This is a genomic window from Streptomyces sp. NPDC013455, from assembly GCF_040632975.1.
Classification (GTDB): Bacteria; Actinomycetota; Actinomycetes; order Streptomycetales; family Streptomycetaceae; genus Streptomyces.
Genome location: NZ_JBEYCX010000002.1, coordinates 407,011 through 422,622 on the forward strand (window position 1 = coordinate 407,011; position 15,612 = coordinate 422,622).

Below are 15,612 nucleotides of genomic sequence, written 5' to 3' on the forward strand. Positions count from 1 at the left end.
CCCCAGGGTCCCCACAGCCCTCATCAGACCCCAACGACGGCACTCACCTTAAGGTCCCCGCCTCCGCGGGTGATCTCAGCCGGTGATCCGTAGCACGCTTGCGACAATCGGCCCGGCCGCGTCGACGCCGTGCCCGCCGTCCTGGACCATCGCCGCCGCGGCCACGTCACCGCGGTAACCGGCGAACCAGCTGTCCGGCCTGGCCTCGCCGTCGACCTCCGCGGAACCGGTCTTGGCGCCGATGTCCCCGCCGAGATCGCCCATCACGCCCGCCGCGGTGCCGCTGTGCGCGGTGCGGCTCATCATGGCGCGCAGTTGCCCGGCCGTGCCGGGCGGCAGTCCACGCGCGCGTGCCGGTTCGCGGCCGTCCAGCCGCAGCGGCACGATCACGGGCTGGCGGAAGGTGCCGGTCTTCGCGGTCGCCGTCACGGACGCCATGTTCAGCGGGCTCATCTGCACCCGGCCCTGGCCGATCAGGGCGGCCGCCTTGTCGGGGCCGCCGGCGGCCGGCACCCGGCCGTCGAAGGAGGGCACCCCGATCCGCCAGTCGTCCCGCCCGAGCCCGAACCGCTCCGCGGCCTCCCGGGTGAGGGTGTCCTCCTTCACCTCGTCCGCGAACTTCACGAACGCGGTGTTGCAGGAGCGGGCGAAGCTGTCGGCGAGGGTGGCGTGCGCGTCCGGCGCGAGGGTCTTGAGGTTGTGGAACGTCTGGCTGTTGGAGACGGCCTCCGGCGGGCAGGGTGCCGGGCCGCCCGCGGTGGTCAGGCCGTTGTCGATGAGGGCCGCGGCACTGATGATCTTCATCGTGGAGCCGGGGGCCCGCTGGCCGAGGAGCGCCGCGTCGAAGCCGTCCACGCGGTTGTTGGCGACGGCCAGGATCTCGCCGGTGCTCGGCTTGAGGGCCACGACGGAGGACTCGGGGTACTTCTGCACCGCCGACTCGGCCGCCGCCTGCACGCCCGCGCTGAGCGTCGTCGGGAGCTTGCCGGGCCGGCCCTTGACCAGGGTGACGAGCGGGGTGTCCGCGACCGGGCTGCCGTCCGCCGCGGCCTGGTGGCGGATCACCAGCTCCACCCCCGGCCGGCCGCCGGCCTTGTCGCCGTACCGCCGGCGCAGCTCGTCCAGGACGGGGCCGAGGGAGGGGTACGTCCGGCGGGTCAGCACCTTGCCGTCGCGGTCCACGGCCTCGATCTCCGGGGCGGCCGACTCGCCGGTGGTGAGCGTGTCACCCTTGCGCAGCCGCGGGTGGACGACCGAGGGCTGCCAGTCGACCAGCGCGCGGTGCGAGGTGTCGCCGCGCACCACGGTCAGCGTGCTCCGGTAGGTCAGCCGCCGGGACGCGCCGTCGTGCGACACCGTCGCCCGCACCGTGAAGGGCACCGTGTCGCCGGTGGCCGCGGCGGGCGTGATCCGCACCTTCCCGATGTGCGCGTCGTCGTGGAAGGCCGTCAGCAGCTCCCGGGCCGCCTGCGGGTAGTTCGTGTACGACGCCGCGGTCGCCGCGTCGCCCTTCTCCCAGGCGGCGAAGAAGGCACCGGTCGCCTCCGTCACCTCCGAGTCGCTGGGCGGGCCGGTCTTCACGGACGCGGCGCCCGCGGTGCCGCCGTCGCCGTTCAGCGCGGACGCGACGGTGTACACCCCGTAGCCCGCCCCGCCGAGCAGCGCGACGCAGACGCCGCCCACGACGGCCGCCTTGACCCCGTTGCGCATGGGCGCGGACCCCTCCCCGTTCGACCTGTTGAACGCGTTCAAACAAATGTCCGGGGAACTGTAAGCGCTTGTGGGGCCCGTGGCGGCGGGCGTTGTCGAACCGTGACTCAGACCCAGGTGTCCAGCCACATCCGCGACCGCCACGAGTCGACCGGGATGGCCTGGCCCGTGTACAGGGGCCAGAAGTAGATGAAGTTCCAGGCGATCAGCAGGACCAGGACGCCCGCCGCCGACGCGCCGATCACCCGGCGGGTGTCGCTCGACCCCGGCGGGCCGATGATCGCGCCGATCAGCATCGCCAGCGCCAGGCACAGGAACGGCAGGAAGACGACCGCGTAGAAGAGGAAGATCGTCCGCTCCTGGTAGAAGAACCACGGCAGGTAACCCGCCGCGATCCCGCACGCGACCGCACCGGCCCGCCAGTCACGGCGGAACGCCCAGCGCCACAGCACGTAGCCGAGCGCGAAGCAGGCCGCCCACCACAGCAGCGGCGTGCCGATCGCCAGCACCTCCCGGGCGCACTTCTGTCCCGCGTCCGCCGGGCAGCCGTCGGCGCCGGGGGAGGGCGACTCGTAGAAGTACGACACCGGGCGGCCCACCACGATCCAGCTCCACGGGTTGGACTGGTACGTGTGCGGCTGGTCGAGGTGGACGTGGAAGTTGTAGACCTCGTGCTCGTAGTGCCACAGGCTGCGCAGCCAGTCCGGCAGGAACGACCAGGTGCCGCCCTTGCCGTCGGTGGCCGCCCAGTTGCGGTAGTAGCCGCCGGTGCCGTCCGCCGGGGACAGGATCCAGCCGGTCCAGGAGGCCACGTAGGTCACCAGCGCCACCGGGACCGTCGCCACGAACGCGGCACCGGTGTCGTACTTGAGAGCCGCGAGGTAGGGGTGGTGAGCGCCGGCCACCTTGCGGGTGCCGACGTCCCACAGGACCGTCATCACGCAGAACGCGGCCAGCACGTACAGGCCGTTCCACTTCGTGCCCACGGCCAGGCCCAGCATCAGCCCCGCCGTCCACCGCCAGGGACGCCACCCGAACCGGAAGGCGTCCGCCACCCCCGCGTCCGGCCGGACCCGGCCGTCCGGCCCCACGGGCAGCGCGGCGGCCAGCCGCTCCCGCGCCCGGTCCCGGTCGACCACCAGGCAGCCGAACGCGGCCACCACGAAGAACATCAGCACGCCGTCGAGCAGCGCGGTCCGGCTCATCACGAAGTGCAGGCCGTCCACGGCCATCAGCGCGCCCGCGAGACAGCCGAGGAACGTCGAACGGAACATCCGGCGCCCGATCCGGCACACCAGCAGCACGCTCAGCGTCCCGAGCAGCGCCGTCATGAACCGCCAGCCGAACGGGTCGAACCCGAAGACCAGCTCGCCGAGCCCGATGACGTACTTGCCGACCGGCGGGTGCACCACGTACGCCGGATCCGTCGGCACCGCCAGATGGCCGTGCTGCTGGAGGACCAGGTCGTTGCCGTTCTTGCCGTACTTGTCCCAGCTGACCTCGAAACCGCGGTGGACCAGCGCCCACGCGTCCTTCGCGTAGTACGTCTCGTCGAATATCACCGCGCGCGGGCTGCCCAGGTGCCAGAACCGCATCAGGCCCGCCATCAGCGTCACCAGCAGCGGCCCGCCCCACCCCGACCAGCGGGTGACGCGCTCGGCGAGGACCGGCGGCACGCCGAGCGCCCGCCACAGCCGGGGGCTCGGCTCGGCGTACGGCGGCACCAGCCGGTCGCGTACGTCGCCCGTGGGCACGTCCGCGGCCGGTGTGTACCCGAATCGGCGCAGCCGCCGCTGCCACGACGGCCGCTGGTCGTGCGGTGCCTGGCCCTGCCGGAGGTCCATGGAGGACGCGGTACTGGTCACCGCGCCATCGTAGGGAACCGGCCTGTGCGAGTCCCGTGCATGCGCGGTACCGGTCCGGACACGTTCCGTCCGCATCCCGCCCGCGGGTGCCCGCGGGCGGCCCCGGAACGCCTGGGAGGATGGGGGTGTGACTGGAACCCTTGTCCTGGCAGGTACCCCCATCGGCGACATCGCGGACGCGCCGCCCCGGCTGGCCGAGGAGCTGGCCGAGGCCGACGTCGTCGCCGCCGAGGACACCCGGCGGCTGCGCCGGCTCACCCAGGCGCTGGGCGTCACGCCCAAGGGCCGCGTGGTGTCGTACTTCGAGGGCAACGAGTCCGCCCGCACCCCCGAGCTGGTCACCGAGCTGCTCGGCGGCGCGCGGGTGCTGCTGGTGACCGACGCCGGCATGCCCTCGGTCTCCGACCCCGGGTACCGGCTGGTCGCCGCCGCCGTGGAGCAGGACATCCGGGTCACCGCCGTACCCGGGCCGTCCGCCGTGCTCACCGCGCTCGCCCTGTCCGGGCTGCCCGTCGACCGGTTCTGCTTCGAGGGCTTCCTGCCGCGCAAGGCCGGCGAACGGCTGTCCCGGCTGCGCGAGGTCGAGGGCGAGCGGCGCACCCTCGTCTACTTCGAGGCCCCGCACCGGCTCGACGACACCCTCGCCGCGATGGCCGAGGTCTTCGGCGCGGACCGGCGGGCCGCCGTCTGCCGGGAGCTGACCAAGACCTACGAGGAGGTACGGCGCGGCCCGCTGGCCGAGCTGGCGCGGTGGGCCGCGGAGGGCGTGCGCGGGGAGATCACCGTCGTGGTCGAGGGCGCGCCCGAGACCGGGCCCGAGGAACTCGACGCGGCGGAGCTGGTGCGCCGGGTGCGGGTGCGGGAAGAGGCCGGCGAGCGCCGCAAGGAGGCCATCGCGGCGGTGGCGGCGGAGGCCGGGCTGCCGAAGCGGGTCGTCTTCGACGCGGTGGTGGCGGCCAAGCGGGCGGGTGACTGACGGGGGTACGCGGCCGGGGTAGCGCCGGGGGGAGTGCCGGGGGCGGGGGCCGTCGCCGGGTGCGGGTGCGTCCTGGCCGGTCGCGCAGTTCCCCGCGCCCCTTCGGGTGTGTGGGTTCGTTGTCGGGTGCGGGTGCGTCATGGCTGGTCGCGCAGTTCCTCGCGCCCCTTCGGGTGCTTCCACGCGCGCCCCGCGTGTTCCATGACAGGGCAAAGCGTCGGCGTTGTCGGCAAAGCTCAGGTGTCTCGTTCGCGCCACTTCGGCAAGCGACGGCCAAATCGGCTCCAACACTCGGCAGGTCCGTCGCGTTCGCGCCGGCCGCGGCGTCCACTGGTCGCAGGGACGCACCCGTCCACCAGGGACGCACCCGCCCGACAGGGAGCTGGCATGAGTGACACAGCAGGGCAGACCGGTCTCCGCACCACCGCCACCGCCACCGCCGTCGTCCACGAGTCGTACGCCTTCGCCTGCATGCGCTGCGGACACGGCTGGGAGCAGTCGTACGAGATAGAGCACCACACGAACGCCGAGGGGGAGGAGTTCGTGCTGTACGTGGCCGACGGCCGGGTCGTGCCGTCGCCGCTGAGCCGGCCGGGCTGCCAGAACTGCGACGGCCGTGTCGTGCGCATCATGCGCGCGGGCCAGGTCTCCGCGGTGCGCGGCGCGGCCGGGCGGCAGCCCCGCGTGCCGCAGGCGGGCCCGGCCGAGGCGCCGCGGGTGCCGGGGCGGGACCGGGAGCCGTACCACTGGCACCTGTCCGACCTCCTGCATCCGTTCCAGCGCAGGGCGAGCTGAGCGGGCGACGGCCCGGCGCGCCCCTTTCGTAGGATCGGGGCATGCCTTCGAACGCCGACAAGAACGCGGCACCCCCGCTCCCGCCTCCCCTGGGGGTGCCCGTCGCCGACTCCCACACCCACCTCGACATGCAGTCCGGCACCGTCGAGGAGGGCCTGGCGAAGGCCGCGTCCGTGGGCGTCACGACGGTCGTCCAGGTCGGCTGCGACATCAAGGGCTCGCGATGGGCCGCGGAGATCGCCGCCGCCCACGACAGCGTCCACGCCGCCGTCGCGCTGCACCCCAACGAGGCGCCGCGCATCGTCCACGGCGACCCGGACGGCTGGTCCCGGCAGGGCGCCCGCGCCCCCGGCGGCGACGCGGCCCTGGACGAGGCGCTCGCCGAGATCGACCGGCTGGCCGGCCTGCCGCAGGTGAAGGCCGTCGGCGAGACCGGGCTGGACCACTTCCGCACCGGCCCCGAGGGCAAGGCCGCCCAGGAGCGGTCCTTCCGCGCCCACATCGAGATCGCCAAGCGGCACGGCAAGGCGCTCGTCATCCACGACCGCGACGCGCACGCCGACGTCCTGCGCGTCCTGAAGGAGGAGGGCGCCCCCGAGCGCACCGTCTTCCACTGCTACTCCGGCGACGCCGAGATGGCCCATATCTGCGCCCGCGAGGGCTACTTCATGTCCTTCGCCGGCAACGTCACCTTCAAGAACGCCCAGAACCTGCGCGACGCCCTCGCCGTGGCCCCGCTGGAACTGGTCCTCGTGGAGACCGACGCGCCCTTCCTGACCCCGGCGCCGTACCGCGGACGGCCCAACGCGCCCTACCTGGTCCCGGTCACGGTCCGCGCGATGGCCGCCGTGCGGGGCATCGGCGAGGACGCGCTGGCGACGGCCCTCGGCGCGAACACCGCCCGGGCCTTCGACTACTGATCACCCCTACGGGTCGCGACAGTCCGTAGTCGAGTCGCTTTGGAGAGTGACCGTCGCTCCGCTAGGTTCTGGGGGCCCGATCCGGACCCCTCTGGCTCTCCTGGAGCGTGTCGGCGTGAGCAAGTCCAGCTACGAGACGTACGACCCCTACGGCCCCGAGGCCGCCGTCCACACCGCGCAGACCCTGCCGTACGGCCTGTACGAGGACACCTACCGGCCCGCCTACGAGGCCGAGGCGTACCTCGTCACCGAACCGGTGCCCCCGCTGCCCCGGCAGACGACCTGCGCACCGCAGACGGTGATCCCGGAGCCGGAGCCGGAGCCGGAGCCCGAGCCGCCCGCGGTGGCCGGCGGGCGGGCCACGCGCCGCCGCCGGGCGCGCTCCCCCGAGCGCCCGGACTCCGCCATGCGCCGACTGCTCCCGCAGGCGCTGGTCGTCGCCTTCCTGGCCGGCGGCACCACCGCCTTCGTCGCCAAGGACAAGGCGGTCGAGCTGAGCGTCGACGGCAGGCAGCGCGCCCTGCACACCTTCGCCGACGACGTGCGGGAACTGCTCGCCGAGGAGGGCGTCCGGGTGGGAGCGCACGACACGGTCGCGCCCGCCCCCGGCGCGGCGCTCACGAGCGGTGACGCGGTCGCGGTGCGGTACGGGCGCCCCGTCCGGCTGACCCTGGACGGCCGGCGGCGCGAGGTGTGGACGACGGCGCACACGGTGGAGGGCGCGCTGGACGAGCTGGGGGTGCGCGCCGAGGGCGCCTACCTGTCGGCCTCCCGCTCCCAGCGCATCGGACGCGCCGGGCTCGCCCTCGACGTGCGCACCGAGCGGGCGGTCACGGTCCTGGCGGACGGCCGGACCCGCACCGTCCGCACCAACGCGGCCACCGTCCGCGAAGCGGTCGAGGAGGCCGGCATCGTCCTGCGCGGCCAGGACACCACGTCCGTCCCGCCCGGGAGCTTCCCGCGCGACGGGCAGACGGTGACCGTGCTCCGCATCAGCGGCAGCCGGGAGGTCCGCGAGGAGCAGATCCCGTTCACCACCGAGCGGACCGCGGACCCGTCCCTCTTCAAGGGCACCGAGGTCGTCACGCAGCCCGGACAGCCCGGACTGCGCCGGACCACCTACTACCTGCGCACCGTCAACGGCGTACGGGACAAGCCGCGCCCGGAGAAGTCCGAGGTGGTGCGCACGCCGCGCAAGCAGGTGGTGAAGGTGGGCACCAAGCCCCGGCCCCGCTCCGTGCGCGGCGCCGACCACCTCAACTGGCGCGCGCTCGCCGCCTGCGAGTCCGGCGGCCGGCCGCACGCGGTCGACCCGTCCGGCACCTACGGCGGGCTGTACCAGTTCGACACGCGCACCTGGCACAGCCTCGGCGGCAAGGGACGCCCCCAGGACGCCTCGGCGGAGGAGCAGACCTACCGCGCGAAGAAGCTGTACGTGAGCCGTGGCGCCGGCCCCTGGCCGCACTGCGGGGCCCGGCTGCACCGCTGACCGCGGGCGGGCCCGGGCCGCCGGGCACCCTGGCGATCCCGGCGGCCGCACCCCCGTACCCTTGTCCCGTGAGCAGCCCCACCCCCGACGCCCTCCTCGGCGCGGCCGACATCCGTGAGCTCGCGGCAGCGCTCGGTGTCCGGCCCACCAAGCAGCGCGGCCAGAACTTCGTGATCGACGCCAACACGGTCCGCCGTATCGTCCGCACCGCCGGGGTCCGCCCCGACGACGTGGTCGTCGAGGTCGGCCCCGGGCTCGGCTCGCTCACCCTCGCGTTGCTGGAGGCCGCCGACCGGGTCACCGCCGTCGAGATCGACGACGTCCTGGCCGGCGCCCTGCCCGCGACCATCGCCGCGCGCATGCCCGAGCGCGCCGAGCGGTTCGCGCTGGTCCACTCCGACGCGATGCACGTCGCCGAGCTGCCCGGCCCGGCACCGACGGCCCTGGTGGCGAACCTGCCGTACAACGTCGCCGTACCCGTGCTGCTGCACATGCTCGACACCTTCCCGAGCATCGAGCGGACGCTGGTGATGGTGCAGTCGGAGGTCGCCGACCGGCTCGCCGCCGCGCCCGGCAACAAGGTGTACGGCGTGCCGTCCGTGAAGGCCAACTGGTACGCCGAGGTGAAGCGGGCCGGGGCCATCGGCCGCAACGTCTTCTGGCCGGCGCCGAACGTCGACAGCGGACTGGTGTCGTTGGTGCGGCGGGCGGAGCCGATCCGGACGACGGCCTCCAAGAAGGAGGTCTTCGCGGTGGTCGACGCCGCCTTCGCCCAGCGCCGCAAGACCCTGCGCGCCGCGCTCGCCGGCTGGGCCGGATCGGCGGCCGCGGCCGAGGCGGCCCTGGTCGCGGCCGGCGTCTCCCCGCAGGCGCGCGGGGAGTCGCTGACGGTGGAGGAGTTCGCCCGCATCGCGGAGGCCGCGTCACCGCGGGGGACGACCCCCGCACCCCCTCACCGGGAGAGCGGCGAGTGAGCGTCACCGTACGCGTACCGGCCAAGGTCAACGTCCAGCTCGCGGTGGGCGCCGCCCGCCCCGACGGCTTCCACGACCTCGCCAACGTCTTCCTCGCGGTCGGCCTGTACGACGAGGTCACGGTGGTCCCGGCCAAGGAGCTCCGGATCACCTGCGAGGGCCCGGACGCCGGCCAGGTCCCGCTGGACCGCACCAACCTCGCCGCCCGCGCGGCCCTCGCGCTGGCCGAACGCCGGGGCATCGAGCCGAACGTCCACATCCACATCGCCAAGGACATCCCGGTCGCCGGCGGCATGGCGGGCGGCAGCGCGGACGGCGCGGGCGCGCTGCTCGCCTGCGACACGCTGTGGGGCACGGGCGCCTCGCGCGCCGAACTGCTCGAAATCTGCGCCGAGCTGGGCAGCGACGTGCCCTTCAGCCTGGTGGGCGGGGCGGCCCTCGGTGTCGGGCGAGGCGAGCGGCTGACGGCCCTGGAGACCGGCGGCACGTTCCACTGGGTGTTCGCGATGGCCGAGCGCGGGCTCTCCACCCCGGCCGTCTTCCGCGAGTTCGACCGGCTGGCACAGGGCCGGGACGTCCCGGAGCCGGTGGCCTCGGCGGAGCTGCTGCGGGCGCTGGCGAAGGGGGACGCGGACGCGCTGGCCGCCACGGTCTCCAACGACCTCCAGCCCGCCGCGCTGTCCCTGTTCCCGGAGCTCGCGGACACGCTGGCGGCGGGGCGGGCGGCGGGTGCGCTCGCCGCGCTGGTCTCCGGGTCCGGGCCCACGACGGCGTTCCTCGCGCGGGACGCCGAGGCGGCCGAGAAGGCGGCCGCGGCGCTGCGGGCGTCCGGGACGTGCAGGTCGGTACGGACCGCGGCGGGGCCGGTGGCCGGGGCGACGGTGCTCTGAGACGCGGTACCCGCCCTCGACGGAGGCCGGGCTCCCGACGGTGCTCACGCAGAGTGACACCCCCCTCGCGCCCCGCCGCTCACCCCCGAAGCCCTACGCTAGAAGGCTGACCCACGCGGCGGAGCCGCACATCGATACAGCCGCGCGCACAGGAGTGAAATGGCCGTCAACCTGGTCAATGTCGAGAACGTCAGCAAGGTCTACGGCACCCGTGCCCTGCTGGACGGCGTCTCGCTCGGCGTGCAGGAAGGGGACCGGATCGGCGTCGTCGGGCGCAACGGCGACGGCAAGACCACCCTCATCCGGATGCTGGCCAAGCTGGAGGAGGCGGACACCGGACGGGTCACGCACTCCGGCGGGCTGCGGCTCGGCGTGCTCACGCAGCACGACTCCCTGGACCCCGAGGCGACCGTCCGCCACGAGGTCATCGGCGACATGGCCGACCACGAGTGGGCGGGCAACGCCAAGGTCAGGGACGTGCTGACCGGGCTGTTCGGCGGGCTGGACCTGCCGGGCTTCCCCAAGGGGCTCGACACCGTGATCGGGCCGCTCTCCGGCGGCGAACGGCGCCGGATCGCGCTCGCCAAGCTGCTCATCGAGGAGCAGGACCTGATCGTCCTGGACGAGCCGACGAACCACCTGGACGTGGAGGGCATCGCCTGGCTCGCCCAGCACCTGCGCGAGCGGCGCTCGGCGCTGGTGTGCGTCACCCACGACCGGTGGTTCCTCGACCAGGTCTGCACGCGCATGTGGGACGTGCAGCGCGGTGACGTCTACGAGTACGAGGGCGGTTACTCCGACTACGTCTTCGCGCGTGCCGAGCGGGAGCGGATCGCGGCGACCGAGGAGGCCAAGCGGCAGAACCTGATCCGCAAGGAGCTGGCCTGGCTGCGGCGCGGGGCGCCCGCCCGTACCTCCAAGCCGCGCTTCCGGGTCGAGGCCGCCAACGAGCTGATCGCGGACGTGCCGCCGCCCCGGGACAGCAGCGAGCTGATGAAGTTCGCCTCCTCGCGGCTCGGCAGGACCGTCTTCGACCTGGAGGACGTCACCGTCCAGGCCGGGCCCAAGGTGCTGCTCAAGCACGTCACCTGGCAGCTCGGGCCGGGCGACCGGATCGGCCTGGTCGGTGTCAACGGCGCCGGGAAGACGTCCCTGCTGCGCGCCATGGCCGCGGCCGCGCGCACCGAGGGGGAGGAGCAGCCCGCCGGGGGTCGCATCGCCGTCGGCAGGACCGTGAAGCTGGCCTACCTCTCCCAGGAAGTCGCCGAACTCGACCCCTCCTGGCGGGTGCTGGAGGCCGTCCAGCGGGTCCGCGAGCGCGTCGACCTCGGCAAGGGGCGCGAGATGACCGCCGGTCAGCTGTGCGAGACGTTCGGCTTCACCAAGGAGAAGCAGTGGACTCCGGTCGGGGACCTGTCCGGTGGTGAGCGGCGCCGGCTCCAGCTGCTGCGGCTGCTGATGGACGAGCCCAACGTCCTCTTCCTGGACGAGCCCACCAACGACCTCGACATCGAGACCCTCACCCAGCTCGAGGACGTCCTCGACGGCTGGCCCGGCTCGATGATCGTCATCTCCCACGACCGGTTCTTCGTGGAGCGCACGACGGACCGGGTGTTCGCCCTGCTCGGCGACGGCGCCCTGCGCATGCTGCCCCGCGGGATCGACGAGTACCTGGAGCGGCGGCAGCGGATGGAGGAGGCGGTCGCCGAGCGCACCGCCGCCGCGGCGCCCAAGCCGGCCACGCAGGAGAAGAGCGCCGCCGACCAGCGTGCCGCGAAGAAGGAACTCCAGAAGATCGAGCGCCAGTTGGACAAGATCTCCGAGAAGGAGACCGCGCTGCACGCGCAGATCGCGGAGAACGCCACCGACTTCGCCAAGGTGGCCGAACTGGACGCCCGGCTGCGGGACCTGGCCCAGGAGCGCGAGGAACTGGAGCTGCGCTGGCTGGAACTGGCGGAGGACGCCTGAACCACCGCGCGGCGCACGAAGGGGGAGCGTGCGCCGCGTGAAGGGGGCGTGAAGGCGCATAACAACGGCATCACGGGCCGGTCCTCCCTTGGGAACAGGGGAGGACGCGGCCCCCTGTGCCGTCTGTGCCGGGTGATAGAAAGAGCCGTCTGAACAACGACCTTGGGTCCGTCAAGTACCTCAGGGCGTGGCTAAAAATCAGTGAACGAGGGGGAGAGCGCTGATGACTCAGCCGCCCAACCAGCCGCCGCAGGGCGGGTTCGGAGCGCCGCAGGACCAGCCGCCGCAGGGCGGTGGTTTCGGCCCCGCCCCGCAGACGCCACCGGCGCAGGGCGGTTTCGGTGCCGCCCCCGGGACGCCGCCGGCGCAGGGCGGTTTCGGCGCGCCCCAGCCGCCCGCCGCACCCCCGCAGCCGCCCCAGCCGGGCTACGGCTATCCGCAGCAGCCGGGACCGTACGGCACCGGCCCGGGCCCCTACGGGCCTCCGCAGCAGGCCCCGCAGCAGCCGGGCCCCTACGGCGGCCCGCAGCCCGGCTACGGCCACCCGCAGCAGCCGCCGTACCCGGGCATGCCCGGCACCGCGCCGGGCGGGTCCGTGCCGGGCCCCCAGGGACCGGGGAAGAAGAAGACCGCGCTGGTCGTCGGCGCCGCGGTGGCCGCACTGCTCGTCGTCGGCGGCGCGGTGTTCGCCTTCACCGGCGGTGACGACGGCGGCGGGAAGAAGCCCGTCGCCGGGCCGAGCGACGCCCCCACGCAGTCCGCCTCCGGTTCGCCGACCGCCTCCGGCGGCGGCGCGGACCCCGAGAACCTCAACGGAAGCCGCCAGGCCGGCGAGGCCAAGGTGCTCTGGTACAAGCCGGCCCCCGACGCCCCGGCGTCCGGCGCCGACGCGCCCGGTATGTGGATCACCGACGATGCGGCGGTGAAGGCGGCGTACAAGCAGGTCTTCGCCTTCCGTACCGGTGACGGCGGCACCGCCTGGGGGCCGGTCGACTTCCCGCAGAAGATCTGCGCCGTCACCCCGCAGAAGTCGGCCGACGACAAGGTCGTCGTGGCGTACATGAACAGCGGCGGCGACCGCGCCAAGTGCAACCAGCTCCAGCAGCTCGACCTGAGCACCGGCAAGAAGGGCTGGAGCGCCGAGGTCGCCGACGGCGGGCTGTTCGACAGCGCGCTCAGCATCGAGCTCACGGTGAGCGGCAAGACGCTGATGGTCGGCCGCTCGCAGTCGGGCACCGCGTACGACATCGACAGCGGCAAGAAGCTGTACGACAAGAAGAGGTACGGCGCGGCCTGCTTTCCGGCCGCCTTCGCGGGCGGCACCGACCGGCTGATCCAGGTGGCCTCCTGCGGTGTCGGCACCGGCAAGGAGCACGAGGAGATCCAGGAACTCGACCCGGCCACCGGCAAGGTGCGCTGGACCCAGCAGGTCAAGAAGGGCTGGGAGGTGAGCCGGACCTACTCGGTCGACCCGCTCGTGGTCTACCTGACCAACCGGGACAAGAAGGCCTGGAACATCTCCACCTTCACCAAGGACGGCAAGTTCCGCTCGGAGGTGAAGGTCGACGAGAAGTTCGCGCCGCGCTGCGGCTGGGCGATCCTGGAGCGCGAACTCCAGGGCTGCCAGGGCGTGGCGGTCGACGCCGACACGCTCTACCTGCCCACGGACGCCACCATCAACGCCAACGAGATCGTCGCGATCAGCCTCTCCGACGGCAAGGAGAAGTGGCGGGTCAAGTCCCCGGTGGACGAACCGATGGCGCCGGTGAAGGTGGAGGGCGGCAAGCTCGTCGCGTACGTCAAGCCGTCGTACGACACGGGCGGCCAGGTCGTCTCGGTCCCGGTCACCGGCTCCTCCCACAAGACGACCGCCCTGCTGCGCAACCCGCAGGGCGCGGCCGAGGCCGAGAACTCCTTCTACGACGGTGTCGTGGAGTGGACCGGCGGGCGCTTCTTCCTCTCCGAGGGCCGGCTGTCCGGGGACGACGACGCGAAGGAGAAGCTGATCATGGCCTTCGGCGACTGAGCCAGGAGCACCGTCCCGGCCTCCTCCCGTCCCCTTCCCGACCCCGCGCCGCCGTCCGGCCTCCGCTCTCCCACCGAGGTACCCGTGTCATGACCCAGCCGCCCCCGCCGCCCCCGAACCAGCCCCCGCAGCCGCCGTCCCAGCCCCCGCAGCCGCCGTCCCAGCCCCCGCAGCCCGGCTACGGCTACCCGCAGGTCCCGCCCCCGCAACCGCCCGCCCCGCAGCCCCAGCCCGGCTACGGCTACCCCGGCGCGCAGCAGAGCCCGTACGCCCCGCAGACCCCCGCGTACGGCCAGCAGCCCGCCGGCTACGGCGGCCAGCCGCACAACCCCTACGCCCAGCCCACCCAGCCCATGCAGGCGGTGCCGCCGGGCTACGGCTACCCGGGCCAGGGCCAGCCGCCGACCGTGCCGATGGCGCCGCAGCCGGTCCCGGGCGGCGGCGGGCGCAACAACACCGTGCTGTTCATCGTCGTCGCGGCGGTCGTCGCCATCGCGCTGATCGTCGGCGGCGGCATCTGGTACAGCAAGTCGTCGGGTGACGACGGCAAGAAGCAGCACGAGGCCGCCTCCGGTGGCACCACCGGCGGTTCGGGCGGCTCCGGCGGCACGACCGGCGGTGGCGGCAAGGAGAAGGTCCCGGCCGACCCGGCCTCCAAGGTGCTCTTCCAGGTGCCGCTGCCCCAGACGGACGACACGGTCGTCACCTCCGGCTCGTGGCTGACGGACACCGTGTACGCCAAGAGCGGCATCGCGGAGATCGTCGGCTACGACCCGGACAAGGGCACCGAGCTGTGGACGGTCAAGCTGCCCGGCCCGGTGTGCGCGGCGAGCCGGCAGGTCAACGAGGACGGCCGCACGGCGGTCGCCTTCCAGCCGAAGATGCCCGCGAAGAACTCCACCGCCGGGTGCAGCCAGGTCGCGGCGATCGACCTCACCGCCGGCAAGAAGCTGTGGACGAAGTCCATCAAGTCCGGTGACTACCCGATCACCTTCCAGAACGTGACGGTCGCCCAGCACACCGTCGCGGTCGGCAGCTCCGACGGCGGCGCCGCCTTCGACATCGACTCCGGCAACGCGCTGTGGCAGCCCAAGCCGGACGACACCTGCTACGACGCGGGGTACGGCGGCGGCACCCGGCTGGTCGCGGTCCGCAAGTGCGGCCAGTACGGCAACCGCAAGCTGAGCATCCAGAACATCGACCCGAAGAGCGGGAAGGTGATCTCCGAGTACAAGATGCCCGACGGCATCGAGTACGCCGCCGTCGTCTCCACCGACCCGCTGGTGGTCGCGGCCGACGTCGGCGACAGCGCGGGCGACGGCAGCGGTGTCTCGGACTACTTCTCCATCGACGGCAAGACCGGCAGGCTGCTCGCCCGGATCGCCGCGCCCGGCGACACCTACGCGGGCCGCTGCGACGGGATCTCCCGGATCGAGGGCTGCACCCAGATCGTCGCCGGCAACGGCCGGCTGTTCCTGGCGACGGAGGAGCACGACGGCAAGGGCGAGTACAGCAAGACCAACGAGATCATCGCCTTCGACCTGAAGACCGGCAAGACGACCGGCCAGCGCGCCGAGGCCGGCGACGGCTACACGCTCTCGCCGCTGCGCATGGACGGCGGCAACCTCCTCGCCTACAAGTCGCCGCCCTACAACAAGGGCGGGCAGGTCGTCAGCATCGACGGCGGCTCGTTCAAGGCGGCCAAGCTGCTGGAGAACCCCGGCACGCGGAACGTGCACTCGGCGGAGACCAGCCTGCTGCCCGAGTACGCGGAGCTGCTCTTCGGCAAGGGCCGCCTGTACATGTCGGCCGTGTACGCCCACAAGCGGAGCTCGTCGTACGACAGGGAGTACCTGGTGGTGGCGTTCGGCACCGGCGGCTGACCGGCCGCCCGCGCCCGCGCCGGACTCGCCCGAATGGGTGACTTGCCGAGAAGTGCCCCGGATTTCATCGATCCGGGGCACTTCTCATGGAGAGGGGCAGCGCGACGTCGAACAAG

At 73.3% G+C, this 15,612-nt stretch carries 11 protein-coding genes; 9 read left to right on the forward strand and 2 right to left on the reverse strand.

What is annotated here, in order from left to right; all coding sequences use genetic code 11:
- Positions 1–75: 75 nt before the first annotated feature.
- Complete coding sequence (locus ABZ576_RS05975) at positions 76–1,710, reverse strand: penicillin-binding transpeptidase domain-containing protein (protein WP_360736299.1); 1,635 nt, start codon at positions 1,708–1,710, stop codon at positions 76–78.
- Between the two features lie 107 nt (positions 1,711–1,817).
- Positions 1,818–3,575, reverse strand: coding sequence for a phospholipid carrier-dependent glycosyltransferase (locus ABZ576_RS05980; protein ID WP_360736301.1), 1,758 nt, complete (start codon positions 3,573–3,575; stop codon positions 1,818–1,820).
- A 127-nt stretch (positions 3,576–3,702) separates the two neighbouring features.
- On the opposite strand from ABZ576_RS05980, the gene rsmI reads away from it, so the two are divergent.
- The 9 genes from rsmI to ABZ576_RS06025 all read left to right on the forward strand — a co-directional run bounded on the left by rsmI (position 3,703) and on the right by ABZ576_RS06025 (position 15,496).
- Positions 3,703–4,551, forward strand: coding sequence for a 16S rRNA (cytidine(1402)-2'-O)-methyltransferase (rsmI, locus tag ABZ576_RS05985; RefSeq protein ID WP_360736304.1), 849 nt, complete (start codon positions 3,703–3,705; stop codon positions 4,549–4,551).
- Between the two features lie 387 nt (positions 4,552–4,938).
- Complete coding sequence (locus ABZ576_RS05990) at positions 4,939–5,346, forward strand: hypothetical protein (RefSeq protein ID WP_360736306.1); 408 nt, start codon at positions 4,939–4,941, stop codon at positions 5,344–5,346.
- A 41-nt stretch (positions 5,347–5,387) separates the two neighbouring features.
- Positions 5,388–6,266, forward strand: coding sequence for a TatD family hydrolase (locus ABZ576_RS05995; RefSeq protein WP_360736309.1), 879 nt, complete (start codon positions 5,388–5,390; stop codon positions 6,264–6,266).
- A 115-nt stretch (positions 6,267–6,381) separates the two neighbouring features.
- Positions 6,382–7,755, forward strand: a complete 1,374-nt coding sequence (locus ABZ576_RS06000; RefSeq protein ID WP_360736311.1) for a ubiquitin-like domain-containing protein — start codon at positions 6,382–6,384, stop codon at positions 7,753–7,755.
- A 68-nt stretch (positions 7,756–7,823) separates the two neighbouring features.
- The gene (rsmA, locus tag ABZ576_RS06005; protein ID WP_360736314.1) at positions 7,824–8,729 is read left to right on the forward strand and encodes a 16S rRNA (adenine(1518)-N(6)/adenine(1519)-N(6))-dimethyltransferase RsmA; all 906 of its coding nucleotides are present in this window, start codon (positions 7,824–7,826) and stop codon (positions 8,727–8,729) included.
- Positions 8,726–9,619 carry a 4-(cytidine 5'-diphospho)-2-C-methyl-D-erythritol kinase gene (locus tag ABZ576_RS06010; protein ID WP_360736316.1) on the forward strand — a complete coding sequence of 298 codons (894 nt, stop codon included), beginning with the start codon at positions 8,726–8,728 and terminating at the stop codon, positions 9,617–9,619. The genes rsmA and ABZ576_RS06010 overlap by 4 nt, the downstream gene beginning before the upstream one ends.
- Positions 9,620–9,778: 159 nt before the next feature.
- Entirely contained in the window at positions 9,779–11,587 is a 1,809-nt protein-coding gene (locus tag ABZ576_RS06015) for an ABC-F family ATP-binding cassette domain-containing protein (protein ID WP_360736319.1), read from the forward strand.
- A 223-nt stretch (positions 11,588–11,810) separates the two neighbouring features.
- The gene (locus ABZ576_RS06020; protein ID WP_360736321.1) at positions 11,811–13,613 is read left to right on the forward strand and encodes a PQQ-binding-like beta-propeller repeat protein; all 1,803 of its coding nucleotides are present in this window, start codon (positions 11,811–11,813) and stop codon (positions 13,611–13,613) included.
- Between the two features lie 89 nt (positions 13,614–13,702).
- Positions 13,703–15,496 (forward strand): PQQ-binding-like beta-propeller repeat protein, encoded by a 1,794-nt coding sequence (locus tag ABZ576_RS06025; protein WP_360736324.1) that lies wholly within the window; start codon positions 13,703–13,705, stop codon positions 15,494–15,496.
- The last annotated feature ends 116 nt before the right edge of the window (positions 15,497–15,612 follow it).